Origin of the sequence: Cupriavidus basilensis, assembly GCF_029335485.1 — a bacterium.
Taxonomy (GTDB): domain Bacteria; phylum Pseudomonadota; class Gammaproteobacteria; order Burkholderiales; family Burkholderiaceae; genus Cupriavidus; species Cupriavidus basilensis_E.
Window position 1 is genome coordinate 1 of record NZ_JARJLM010000496.1, and the last position, 12,449, is coordinate 12,449.

The window sequence follows — 12,449 nt, forward strand, 5'->3', positions numbered from 1 at the left end:
GCGTGCGAGGGCAGGTAGGCAAGAAACTCGCGGATGGTTTCCAGGCAGCCGGCCTCGTCCTCGGCTACGCGGTCGACCAGGCCGGTAGTTCGGGCATGCACCTGCCAGCCGCCAAGTTCTTCGTTGGAGACCTTCTCGCCGGTGGCGATCTCCAGCACGCGCGGGCCGGATACGGCCATGACGCTGCCCTTGACCTGTACCACGAAGTCGGCGAAGGCAGCGTGCCACGATGGGCTGCCAAAGCACTCGCCAAGGATCGCGGCGGCCATCGGCACGCGGCGCACGCGCCGGGCGAGGCTGGTGCCGACCGTCATCGAACTGAGTCCGTCCGAGCCCTGGATATCGGGCAGCCGCGCCCCGCCAGCCTCGCCCAGGTTGACGATGGGATAGCCCTTGTCCAGCGCCAGCGCCACCAGCTGGCGCGATTTCCTGCTGCCGATGCGCCCGCCGGTGCCGGCCAGCACCGATACGTCGTCGGCCTTGACCACCACCGGGCGGCCGTCGATGCGGCCCACGCCGCAGATCTTGCCGTCGGCGGGCGTCTTGCCTTCCATGCCCGGCACGTCGGAGTGGTTGAGCATGCCGATCTCGAAGAAGCTGCCGGCATCGACCAGCGCCTCGACGCGCTCGCGCGCGTTGAGGGCGCCGCGTGCCTTGATGCGTGCCAGCTTGTCGGCGCCCCCCATCTGGGCGGCCTGCGCCTTGCGCAGGGCAAGCTCCTCTGCACGGTTGTGAACGTTCATTCTTGTCTGCTCCCTTGGAATATGTGCGGCGCTTTTGCCAGCCCCGGCGGCTCAGGCCAGGAACTGCTGAAGCTCATGCTTCTTGACTTTGCCCGTCGCCGTCATCGGCAACTGCTGCACCAGGCGGATCTCCGGCACCTTGTAGGTCGCCATGTTCTCCCTGCACCACTGCACCAGTTCACCGGCGCTGAGGCTGCCTTCCGCGTGCGGGTGCAGCCGTACGAAGGCCACCGGCACCTGCCCGCGCTCGGCGTCTTCCCGCCCGATCACGCCGGAGCCGATCACCGCGGGATGCTGGCCGAGCAGCGCCTCGATTTCCGCCGGGAACACGCTCATGCCCTTGACTTTCAGCATCTCCTTGCGCCGCCCGAGGAAGTGCAGGTAGCCCTGCGGGTCGTACACGCCGATGTCGCCGGTGTGGAACCAGCCGCCGCGGATGGCTTCGGCGCTGGCTTCGGGCCTGTTCCAGTAGCCTTTGAACAGCGAGGGCGTGCGCACCACGATTTCCCCCTCCTGCCCCAGCGGCAGCGGCGCACCGGTGTCGAAATCGCAGATCTTGATGCGGGTGCCGGGCATCGGCAGCCCGACGAAGACGGGCTGGCCCTTGAGGTCCATGTCGTCGTCCTGCATGCCGGTGGTGAAGGTGTCGCTGGTGTGCGTCTCGGTCATGCCCCAGGCCCCTTCGGCCATCACGCTCCCGGTCAGCTCGAACCAGCGGCGGCGGAACACCGGGTTGACCTTCTTGACGAAGGAGGACACGCGCGTGGCGCGCAAGGAACGCAGGTCATAGCGCCCGACGTCGGGGTGGTCCATCAGCTCGGCGGCATTGTCGACCAGCATGACCGTGCGCCTGACCTGGTAGCGCTGGATTGCCGCCATCACGCCAACCGGATCCCAGCGCGCCAGCAGCACCAGCGTGCCGCCGGCGAAGATCGGGTACACCAGGCCGATGTTCTCGCCCGCGATCCAGAACATCGACATGAAATTCAGCGAGACATCGTCCAGCGCCGCGCCGCCGCCGTCGGGCGCCAGCGCGCCCGACATCGTGCAGCCGGTGGCGGCCGTGTAGACCATGTCGCGCTGCGTATGCACGCAGCCCTTGGGCATGCCGGTGGTGCCGCCGGTGTAGTTGAGCGCGGCAACCGCGTCGAGGTCGGGGGTCACCTGCGGCGCTGCGGCATGGCAGGCCGCCAGCGCCGGCATCAGGTCGATGGTGCCGGCCGGCACCGTGCGCGGCGTGTCGATGCCGGGCGGCAGCGGGAGCGTGGGCGTCCGCGGCAGCAGGTCGCGGTAGCCGGTCACGAACACGGTGCGCACCGGCGTGCGTGGCTGTACCGATTGCAGCAGCGGCGCCAGCTGGTCGAGCACCAGCACCGTGGCCGCGCCGGCGTCGTTGAGTTCGTGGATCAGCTCCTGCTCCTTGAATAGCGGATTGACCGGAACGTGCACGGCGCCCAGCTTCAGGATGCCGTAGAAAGCGATATGAAACTGCGGGCAGTTGCCGAGCATCACCGCGACGCGGTCGCCGCCTCTGACGCCTTGCGCGTGCAGCAGCGCGGCGAAGCGGTCGCTCAGCCGGTCCAGTTCGGCATAGCTCAGTTCGTTGCCGTAGAAGATGACGGCCGGGTGGGCGGGCCGCTGCCGCGCCCACGCGCGCAGGTATCCGGTCAGCGCGATCTCGCCGTGCGGCCAGCTGGCCTGCCGCGGCACGGCGCTGGGCCAGTGCCGTTGCTGCAGGGCATCGAGTTGCTCGAAGTAGTCGGAATCCGCTTGGGATGGAAGCGCTTGGCTCATGACGCGATCAGCTCCTGGGTGGAAATGGCGGCCTGCCCGGCGGGGCGATCGGGGCCCAGCAGGTGGCAGGCGGCGAGATGGGTCGGCGATGCGGGCGAGCCGCCACACGTAGCCAGCATGTCGCGCGGCACCGGCACACGTTCGGCGCAGACCGGCATGGCGTGCGGGCAGCGCGGATGAAAGCGGCAGCCCGGCGGCGGGTTTAGCGCGGAGCCGATCTCGCCGTGGATCAGGCCCAGCGCTGGCTGATGGTCCGGGTCCGGCCGCGGCGCGGAGCCGAGCAGGGCCTGCGTGTAAGGATGACGCGGCGAGCCGAATACGCTGTCGCTGGGCCCGCTCTCGGCCATGGCGCCCAGGTACATCACGCCTACCGCCGAGCTGAAGTGTTCCACCAGTGCGAGGTCGTGTGCAATCACCAGGTAGGCCAGGCCGAAGCTGCGCTGGATGTCCGACAGCAGGTTGACGATCTGGGCACGGATCGACACGTCGAGCGCGGAAGTGGGCTCGTCCAGCACGATCAGCTTTGGCTGCAGCGCGAGCGCGCGCGCCACCGCGATGCGCTGGCGCTGGCCGCCGCTGAACTCGTGCGGATAGAGATCGAGCGCACCGGCGGGCAGGCCGACGATATCGAGCAGTTCTTCCAGCCGGCGGCGCAGTGCGGCGCGGTTGCCGCCCTCGCCGTGCGCCAGCAGCGGTTCGGCCAGCAGGGTGCGCACCTTCAGCCGCGGATTGAGCGAGGAGGATGGATCCTGGAACACCGCCTGCACCTGCCGGCGGTAGGACAGCAGGCCGGCGCGCCGCAGGCTCAAGACGTCCTCGCCCTGGAAGCGGATGCTGCCGCCGGTGGGGCGCTCCAGCAGGAGCAGCAGCCTGGCGATGGTGGTCTTGCCGCAGCCCGATTCGCCGACCAGTGCGTAGGTCTGCCCGGCATCGACGGCAAAGCTCACGCCGTCCACGGCGCGCACGGCCTGCTTCGTGCCGCGTACCGGGAAATGCTTCTGCAGGTCCTTGACTTCAAGCAGCATGGGATCTCCGTTCGGCAACGTTGGCGGGCGCGTTCATGCCGGCGACAACAGCCAGCAACTGGCCTTGTGGCCCTGGCCCAGGTCGATCTCGGGCGGGTAGGCGTCGTCGCACAGCGGCTTGCGATGCGGGCAGCGCGCGGCGAAGCGGCAACCCGAGGGCGGATCGATCAGGCTCGGCGGCGTGCCCTGGATGGCGAACAGCCGCTCCTTCCTCTGGCCGAAATGCGGGATCGATTCGAGCAGTGCGCGGGTGTAGGGATGCGCAGGGTGGCGGTACAGGGTGCGCACGTCGCCGGTCTCGACGATGCGGCCCGCGTACATCACCGCCACGCGCTGGCAGAGGCTGGCGGCCACGCCAAGGTCGTGCGTGATAAGGATGATGCCGACGCCGGTCTCGTCCTGGATGCGGCGCAGCAGCGCCATCACCTGCACCTGGATGGTCACGTCCAGCGCCGAGGTGGGCTCGTCGGCCACCAGCAGGCGCGGCGAACTTGCAATCGCCATGCCGGTCACCACGCGCTGGCGCATGCCGCCGCTGAACTGGTGCGGGTAGTCGTCCAGGCGTGTCTCGGGCGAGGGAATGCGCACGCGCGCCAGCACCTCGGCGGCATTCCGGCGGCGCTCGCCGCGCCCGTGGGTGATGCCGTGGTAGCGCCCCGGCGCGCTGACCTGGTCGCCCACGGTGAAGACCGGGTTGAGCGAGGTCAGCGGGTCTTGCGAGATCATCGATATCCTGCGGCCGCGGTAGACCTCGCTCATGGTCTTTTCCGGCACGGTCAGCAAGTCCACGCCATCGAGCAGTACCTTGCCGCCGAGCCGCACGGCATCCGGGCCGCCCTGGCGCGGCAGCAGGCGCATGATCGACAGGATCGTCATCGACTTGCCGGAGCCGGATTCGCCCACCACGCCGAGCGTCTCGCCCGCATTCACGTGCAGGTCGACGCCGTCCACCGCGCGCACCACGCCGCGGCGCAGCCTGAGGTGGGTGGTGAGGCCCTGCACCTGCAGCATCGGCGCGGCGGCCGTGGTCTGCGGCATGTCGTTCATAATTGCCTCCGGCGCGGGTCGAAATGATCGCGCAGCCAGTCGCCCAGCAGGTTGGACGCCAGGCAGGTGGCCATGATGGCCAGGCCCGGCATGGTGATGACCCACCACGCATTGGTGATGTAGTTGCGCGCATCCGCCAGCATCAGCCCCCATGACACGTCGGGCTGCTGGATGCCCAGGCCGAGAAAGCTCAGCGAGGCTTCGAAGATGATGACCTGCCCCACCTGCAGCGTGGCGAGCACCAGCAGCGTGTTGAGCAGGTTGGGCAGCAGGTGCCGGCGGAAGATCACCAGCGTGCCGCATCCGGCCACGCGCGCCAGCGCCACGTAGTCGCGCTCCTTGAGCGACATCACCTCGCCGCGCACGATGCGCGCGTACCAGGTCCAGTAGGTGATCACGATCACCAGCACCACGGTCTCGAAGCCCGGGCCGAGCACGGCGGCGAGCACCAGGGCCAGCGCCAGCGATGGGATCGACATCTGGATATCGACCAGGCGCATGATCAGCGCGTCGGCGCGGCCGCCGAAGTAGCCCGCCACCATGCCCACCGCGGTGCCGATGCCGCCCGACAGCGCGATGGCGTAGAGCGCCGCCACCAGCGAGATGCGCGTGCCGGCCATGATGCGGGCCAGCACGTCGCGGCCCATATTGTCGGTGCCCAGCGGGTAGGACCAGTCGCCCCCCGCCAGCCAGGCCGGCGGCTGGAAGGCCAGGCCGAGATCGAGGCCGTTGGGATCGTGCGCCAGCAGAGCATCGCCGCCGATCGCGCACGCCAGCAGCAGCGCGAACACCAGGCAGGCAAACCATGGCAGGCCGCGCGGCAGCAGCCGGCGCAGCGCATGGCCGGGAAACGCGGCGCGGGGGCTTGCGGTATCAGCCATGGCGGATCCTCGGGTCGATCAGGCTGTAGCTCAGGTCGACCAGCAGGTTGGACAGCACGAACAGCACGGAGGTCAGCATCACGCCGGCCTGCACCACCGGAAAGTCGCGCGCGAACACGGCCTCCACCACGGTGCGGCCCACGCCCGGCCAGGCGAAGATCACCTCCACCACGAAGGCGCCGCCCAGCATCGCGGCGAAGTACACGCCGAGGATGGTCACCAGCGGAATGGCGGCGTTGCGCAGCGCGTACTTCCACACCAGCACGCGCTCCGGGACGCCCATGGCGCGGCCCATGCGGATGTAGTCGCTGTCGAGCACATCGAGCATGGCCGAACGCACGATGCGGGTCTGGGCCGCCACCGGGTACCAGCCCAGCGCCACCGCGGGCAACACCAGGCTGCTCCACCCTTCGCGCCCAAAGGCCGGCAGCCAGTTCAGGCGCACCGCGAAGAACAGGATCAGCAGCAGCCCCACCCAGAAGTTCGGCATGGCCTGGCCCAGCATGGCGAAGATCTTGGCGAAGCGGTCGAACCACGAGCCGCGGTGCAGGGCGGACAGCACGCCAAAGGGCACGGCCATCGCCACCGAGAACAGCAGCGCGGCCACCGCCAGTTCCACCGTGGCGGGGAGCCGTTCGAGGATCAGGCCGAGCGCCGGCACCTGCCAGCGGTAGGAGTTGCCGAAGTCGCCGCCGAGGGCGTGGCTGACAAAGTAGAAGTACTGCGTCAGCACGGACTGGTCGAGACCCAGGTGCGCGCGCGTTTGCGCGATCACCTCGGCGGGCGCGTCGGCTGGCAGCAGCAGAGCCAGCGGATCGCCGGAGAGGCGCGAGATGACGAAGATGATGACGCTGGCGCCGATGATGCTGACCAGGCCGTGCAGCAGGCGTCTGGCGATGGCGGTTGGCATGGGGACTCCTTCGTTGGGAGATCGCGGCCGCGCGCCGCCGGTCCGGGGACCGGCGGGCGTGCCGGTGCGGGCAGCCGGGTGACTTGCGCGACGGCGGCAAGGCCGCTGTCAGGCTATTTCTTCTTCCAGCTGATTTCCTGGAAGGCGCGCCAGTAATCGCGGATGGGCCAGGGCACGTAGTCGATCTTGTCCTCGCGCCAGGCAAAGGTCACCAGCGGCCGGTAGGTGGGCAGGCCGCCCAGCACGCGTTCCTGCTTGATCCGCGCGATCTGGCGCAGCAGTTCCGCGCGCGCGGCCGGGTCCATGGTGCCGCGCTGCTTTTCCAGCAGGGCATCGACTTCCTTGTCGGCGGTATAGGAGTAAGTGCCCCAGCCGCCGGGCGCGTAGCTATGCAGGTGGCCGGACCATGCCAGGCCGGGATCGCCGGGCAGGCCCTGCGACCACATCCAGCTCAGCACGCCGTCCATCTCGGGCGGCCCGCTGCGCCCGCGCTTGCCCAGGCTGATCCAGGCGCCGTACTCCAGGTTGCGCACCTGGCAGCGGATGCCCACCGAGGACAGGTAGGCGTACATCGCCTCGCCGACCTCCTTCATGCCGGGTTCGCGCGGCGTGGTGAGGTTGTAGCAGGGCGTGTCGAAGCCGTTCGGGTAGCCGGCCTGCTTGAGTAGTTCGCGGGCTTGCTTGGGATCGTATGTGTAAGGCTTGAGCGCCGGATCGTAGCCGGTGGATTCCTTGCCGATCTGCGCGTAGCGCTCGCCCTGGCCGAACAGCACGCGCTTGATGATGGCGTCGACGTCGATGGCGTGGGCTGCCGCCTGGCGCACCCGCACGTCGTTGAACGGCGACTTGGGCATCTGGGTATTGAAGTTCAGGAAGAGGTTGTTGCCGCTGACCACGGTGGCGGTCTTCACGCCCGGCATCTTCCTGAACTCTTCCACCATCGACGGCGGCACGTTGTCGATCCAGTCCACGCGGCCGGTCTTGAAGGCGGCCACCCGGGTCAGGTCCTCCGGGATGATCTTGATCGTCAGTTCCTTGATGGCCGGGCGCCTGGCCTGGTTCCAGTAGCCGTCGAAGGCCTCCAGTTTCAACTCGTCCTTGACCGTGCGCGAGACGAATTTCCAGGGGCCGGTGCCGACCGGCCTGCGCGCGAATTCTTCCTCGCCCACTTTCTGGATGTACTTCTTGGGCATGGCCCAGAGCTGCATATTGCCGACGATGAACTGCGCGTCGGGCTCCTTGAAATACAACTTGAAGTGCAGCGGATCGAGGATCTCGAAGCGTTCGACGGACGACACATAGTGCGAGAAGAAGCTGCTCTTCGGGTCGCGCTGGCGCTGCCAGGAGAACTCGAAATCCTCGGCGGTGAGCGGATCGCCGTTGTGGAATTTCACGCCGCGCCGCAGATGCACGTCGAGCACCGGCTTGCCGTCCTTTCCGGTTTCCAGCTTCCACGATTCGGCCAGCCAGTTCTCGTCCTGGAGCGCGGCATTGCGGCGCGTCAGCATCTCGAAGATCTGGCCGACGAAATAGTGATCGACACCCGCGGAGATCTTGGCCGGGTCCAGCGTGGTGGACTCGGCGCCGAAGGCCACGGTCAGGCTGCCGGTGGCGGGCGCGGCGGTGGGAGTGGGTGGTGCTTTGCTGGCTTGCGCGCCCGCGGTGGACGCGAGCGCCCCCAGCAGGAGCCCGCCGATCATGGTCTGCAGCGAATGCTGGCGCATCGTGCTTCTCCGGTGGCGCCGGCAAGGTGCCGGCTGGTTGTCTCCGCCCCCGATGGAATACGTGGTCCGGTCGCCTTGGGGTGAGGCCGCAACGCATCGCATCGGTGTCGATGCGCGGCTGCGGCTCCCCGGTCGGTCGCCGCGGGTGGCAAAAAAAGTATGGGAGCACTTAGGCGTTACGTCAACGGTTAATTGTTAACAATCGACGATTTACGCAGATGAGACCGCTGTATAGAATGGGCAGAATCCTAATCAGCGGCCTCCTTGTCATGAGCGGACTCTTTGGAATACAGCCAGCCGCGCCGGGGCCCGATGCCCCCGACCCGGATCTGGAAGCACGGCCTGCCGCGCCGCCGCCGCGGCGGCGCATGACTGCGGCCACCATCCCCGAGCAGGTCGCCAAGCATCTCGGGCAGGCCATCCTCAACGGGCAATACGCGCCGGGCGAGCAGATCAAGGAGCAGGCCATCGCCGAGCTCTTCGACATCAGCCGCGGTCCGGTGCGCGACGCGCTGCGCGTGCTGGAGAAGCAGGGGCTGGTGCAGATCGCGCCGCGGCGCGGCGCCTTCGTGGTCGAACTCAGGCAGGACGACCTGATCGACATCTTCAATATCCGCAGTGCGCTGCTGTCGCTGGCCGTGCGCTACCTCGCCATCAATCCGGACAAGGCGGCGCTGGCGCCCCTGCGGGACCGCCTGGACGAATTGCGCGCGCTCGGCCGGGAGCCCGAGCCGGCCCTGATCGATTTCGTGCGGGCGATCGGCCGCATGGGCGTGGGCCTGATGCATGCCTGCGGCAACCGCCAGCTGATCCAGGCCTACCGGACCTTGCCGCACGATGGCGTGTGGCAGATGCTGTGGGTCACCAGCCAGCCGATGGACTACATCACGCCTGCGCGCCGTGCGCAGAGCGTGGCCGACTACGAACGGGTGCTGGGCGCCATTGCCGCCGGCGACGCGGAGACCGCCGAACGCGCCATGCGCAAGATCATGCAGGACTCGCGCAACGAGGTGCTGTCGCATATGCAGCAGGCCCACCCCGAGCCCATCGAGCGTTTCCGGCTGCAGACGATCTAGCCGTCCGCCATCCGCCGTATCCCCTGTCCAGGCGCGCGGCTCAGGCCGCGCAGCCCATCATCTGCCGCTGCCGGTATTCGCCCGGCGCCACCCCCGTCCATTTCTTGAACGCGCGGTGGAAGGCGCTGGGTTCCGAAAAGCCCACGCGCAGCGCCACTTGCTGCAGCGGCAGGTCGGTGTGCTCCAGGAAGCCGATGGCCGCGTCGCGGCGCAGGCTGTCCTTGATGCTCTGGTAGCCGCGGCCTTCGTCGCGCAGCCGGCGGCGCAGGGTTTGCGGGGTCAGGCGCAGGGCCTCCGCCATTTGCTCGAGCGAAGGCAGTTCGCCGTCGAGATGGCAGCGCAGGTGACGGCGGATGCGCTCGGCCAGGCAGGAATCGTCCCGGTAGCGGGTCAGCAGGTTGCGCGGAGTGTCGTTCAGGAAGGCCTGCAGGCTGCTGGCGTCCTGTACCACCGGCAAGCGCAGCCAGCTGGCGTCGAAATGCAGGGCAGTGTGCGGCTGGCCATAGCGCACCTGGGTATTGAACACGCGCTCGGTGTCGGTCAGCCGGGCGGGCGCGGCGGCCGGCCCCGGGGCTGGTGCGGCCAGGTCGACGGCGGCCAGCGGGATGCGCTGCGCCACCAGCCAGTTGGCTACGCCATAGGCCTGGAAAGCGAAGGTCGATTCAGCGTAGAGGCGGCAGGGCGTGGCGGGCGCGCGCGGCAGCAGCAGCAGGGTGGCCTGGCTGCCGCGCTGCTGCAGGCGAGGCACGAAATCGTCCAGGTGCAGGCGGTACTGGTGCAAGCCGGCGCGCAGGGCATCTTCCAGCGTGGCGCAATGGATCAGGGCCCGGCACGCCTGGGCGAACACGCCCGGCGCCACCGGCCGGCTCAGCAAGCCCCAGAACTCGTCGCGCGTGACGCGGCGCAGCGAGCGCATCAGCGCGGCGAACTGGCCCTGGGTCACGCGTGCGCTGGGTGACTGCAGCAAGGCGGGAGAGATGGCGGCGCGGCGCAGCAGCGCCTCGATGTCGCAGCCCAGCCGCCGCGCGCCCTGCACGATCTGGTGCACCTGCAGCACGGCGATGGTATGGCGGGCGGGGGGCCGGCCCGCATCGGCCCGTGGCGCCTCGTGAAGGCGCTGCAGCATGGCGCCGTGCCTGCGGGCGCCGGCCGGCAACGGCATCGATGAAGGCGCGGGCGCCCTGAGTGCGGCGATATGCATGGTCTCCTCGTCCTCGTTGGACGCCTGGGAAGTGCGGCATCGCCGGTGCCCGGCGCCACCAGCCTGCGGGCCGGGGCTGCCGGATCGTTTGCCAGCGCGTTGGCCGGATCTCGTTGGCCGGATCCATTCCCGAAGCTGCCGGTCGCGTGCCGGCCGTGCCCGCCAGTTAGCCCGAGGCGGCGCCCGCGCACAATCCGGATTTACCGAAGGCAGGCTTTTCCCTGAACGATTCGGCCAATCATTTTGGGCCGAACGGTCATTGTCCACGCAGCGCAGCATCGCGCAATCTCATCCCTTGCCGGCCTCGTATCCTCGAGGCGCGGCTTGGCACCTCAGGATGGGAGGGCAGGATGCAGGCAGATCGTCGCAGGGCGCTGTTGCGGATCGGCGCGGCCTCGCTGGCCGCGGGCGGCGGCATGTCCGGGCTGCCGGGCGCGCTGGCGCAGGGCGCCGCGCCCGCTGCGTACCCGGCGCGGCCGGTGCGCCTGGTGGTGCCGTACCCGGCCGGCGGCGCCACCGACGTGCTCGCCCGCGCCATCGCCGCACCGCTCGGCCAGCAGTGGCAACGCACGGTGGTGGTGGAAAACCGCCCGGGCGCGAGCGGCATGATCGGCGCCGACGCCGTGGCCAAGGCAGCGCCCGACGGGCACACGCTGCTGCTGACGCTGACCAGCGTGGTGCAGTTGCCAAGCCAGTACGCCAAGCCGCCCTTCGATCCGCTGCGCGACCTTGCCGCCGTGTCGGAACTGGCCTCCTCGCACCTGGTGGTGGCCGGCAACGCCTCCATGCCCGCCAGCCTTGCCGAGGGCGTGCAACTGGTAAAGATCCGGCCCAGGACCTATTCCTATGGCACCTACGGCACCGGCAGCGGCGCCCATCTCTATATGGAGGTCTTCACCGGTGCCGCCGGCCTGGACATGATCCATGTGCCATACAAGGGCGAAGCACCGCTGCTCAACGACCTGCTGGGCGGCCAGGTGTCGCTCGGCACCGTCTCCGTGATGGCGCTCAAGCCGCACGTGGTGACCGGCAAGCTGCGCCCGCTGGCGGTGGTGGGCAACGCGCGCGCCCATGCTGCCGGCGGTGCCGACCTTCCAGGAACTGGGCTACCGCGGCCTGGACGGGCCCGGCTGGTTCGGCCTGTTTGCCCCGGCCGGCACCCCGCGGCCCATCGTGGAAAAGGTAGCGACGGATGTGAACGCCATCCTGGCCGGTTCCGATATCCGGCAGCGCATGACCGACCTCGGTGTGATCGTGAAGGGATCGCGTCCGGCCGAGTTCGCCGAAGTGGCCCGCGCCGACCAGGCGTACTGGACCGGCGTGATCCGCAAACTCAATATCCGGCTCGACTGAGCCCTGTTCAGGAGCAGCGATGCAGCACACGCGCCGCAAGGCATTGCAGCAGATCGGCGCCGGCGCCCTGGCCGCCGGCGGCCTTGGCCTGGGTCTGCGGCCCGCCCGTGCCCAGGGCTTTCCGTCCAGGCCCGTGCGGCTGGTGGTGCCCTATCCGGCGGGCGGCGCCACCGACGTGCTGGCCCGCGCCATCGCCGAGCCGCTCGGCAAGGCGTGGCAGCGGCCCATCGTGGTGGAGAACCGTCCCGGCGCCAGCGGCATGATCGGCGCGGACGCCGTGGCCAAGGCGGATCCCGACGGCCATACCGCGCTGCTTACCATCACCACCCTGGTCCAGGCGCCCAGCCTGTACGCCAAGGCCCCGTTCGACCCGGTGCGGGATTTTGCGCCGGTGTCGCAGCTCGGCACCACCAGCCTGGTGTTCGCGGTGCACAGCTCGGTGCCCGCCAGGACCCTTGCGGAGTTCATCGCACTCGTGAAGTCGAAGCCGCGGCAGTTCAATTACGGCTCCTTCGGCACCGGTTCCAGCGGCCACCTCTATGGCGAAGTCTTCAACGAAGCGGCCGGGCTGGACATGACCCATGTGTCTTACAAGGGCGAGGCGCCGGAGCTGAACGACCTGCTTGGCGGCCAGGTGCCGGCGGCCATCGTCTCGGTGATGGGCGCGCGTCCGCACCTGGCCACCGGCCGCCTGC

At 69.1% G+C, this 12,449-nt stretch carries 10 protein-coding genes and 1 pseudogene; 3 read left to right on the forward strand and 8 right to left on the reverse strand.

Going from position 1 to position 12,449, the window contains the following annotated elements:
- The 7 genes from P3W85_RS30595 to P3W85_RS30625 form a co-directional block, all read right to left on the reverse strand.
- Window positions 1-743 (reverse strand): carboxyl transferase domain-containing protein (locus P3W85_RS30595; RefSeq protein ID WP_276267521.1); only part of this gene is annotated, 743 nt, incomplete at its 3' end.
- 51 nt (window positions 744-794) lie between these two features.
- A complete protein-coding gene (locus tag P3W85_RS30600) occupies window positions 795-2,537 on the reverse strand; it encodes an AMP-binding protein (protein WP_276267522.1) in 1,743 nt (580 codons plus the stop codon).
- The gene (locus P3W85_RS30605) at window positions 2,534-3,562 is read right to left on the reverse strand and encodes an ABC transporter ATP-binding protein (RefSeq protein WP_276267523.1); all 1,029 of its coding nucleotides are present in this window, start codon (window positions 3,560-3,562) and stop codon (window positions 2,534-2,536) included. Before P3W85_RS30605 ends, P3W85_RS30600 begins: the two co-directional genes overlap by 4 nt.
- Before the next feature lie 33 nt (window positions 3,563-3,595).
- Window positions 3,596-4,609, reverse strand: coding sequence for an ABC transporter ATP-binding protein (locus P3W85_RS30610; protein WP_017227085.1), 1,014 nt, complete (start codon window positions 4,607-4,609; stop codon window positions 3,596-3,598).
- Window positions 4,606-5,490: an ABC transporter permease gene (locus P3W85_RS30615; RefSeq protein ID WP_017227084.1), complete on the reverse strand. Its 885-nt coding sequence runs from the start codon at window positions 5,488-5,490 to the stop codon at window positions 4,606-4,608. The genes P3W85_RS30610 and P3W85_RS30615 overlap by 4 nt, the downstream gene beginning before the upstream one ends.
- Entirely contained in the window at window positions 5,483-6,400 is a 918-nt protein-coding gene (locus P3W85_RS30620; protein ID WP_276267524.1) for an ABC transporter permease, read from the reverse strand. The genes P3W85_RS30615 and P3W85_RS30620 overlap by 8 nt, the downstream gene beginning before the upstream one ends.
- Window positions 6,401-6,513: 113 nt before the next feature.
- The gene (locus tag P3W85_RS30625) at window positions 6,514-8,124 is read right to left on the reverse strand and encodes an ABC transporter substrate-binding protein (protein WP_276267525.1); all 1,611 of its coding nucleotides are present in this window, start codon (window positions 8,122-8,124) and stop codon (window positions 6,514-6,516) included.
- A gap of 368 nt (window positions 8,125-8,492) precedes the next feature.
- Here P3W85_RS30625 and P3W85_RS30630 point away from each other — a divergent pair, with 368 nt between their 5' ends.
- Window positions 8,493-9,200: a GntR family transcriptional regulator gene (locus P3W85_RS30630; protein WP_017227081.1), complete on the forward strand. Its 708-nt coding sequence runs from the start codon at window positions 8,493-8,495 to the stop codon at window positions 9,198-9,200.
- A 40-nt stretch (window positions 9,201-9,240) separates the two neighbouring features.
- Here P3W85_RS30630 and P3W85_RS30635 read toward each other — a convergent pair whose 3' ends face one another.
- Window positions 9,241-10,401: an AraC family transcriptional regulator gene (locus P3W85_RS30635; RefSeq protein WP_276267526.1), complete on the reverse strand. Its 1,161-nt coding sequence runs from the start codon at window positions 10,399-10,401 to the stop codon at window positions 9,241-9,243.
- 350 nt (window positions 10,402-10,751) lie between these two features.
- Here P3W85_RS30635 and P3W85_RS30640 point away from each other — a divergent pair.
- Together P3W85_RS30640 and P3W85_RS30645 are read left to right on the forward strand one after the other, a co-directional pair.
- A pseudogene (locus P3W85_RS30640) lies at window positions 10,752-11,754 on the forward strand (tripartite tricarboxylate transporter substrate binding protein).
- A 19-nt stretch (window positions 11,755-11,773) separates the two neighbouring features.
- Window positions 11,774-12,449, forward strand: a 676-nt coding sequence (locus P3W85_RS30645; RefSeq protein ID WP_276267527.1) for a Bug family tripartite tricarboxylate transporter substrate binding protein, incomplete at its 3' end; no start/stop codon positions are given.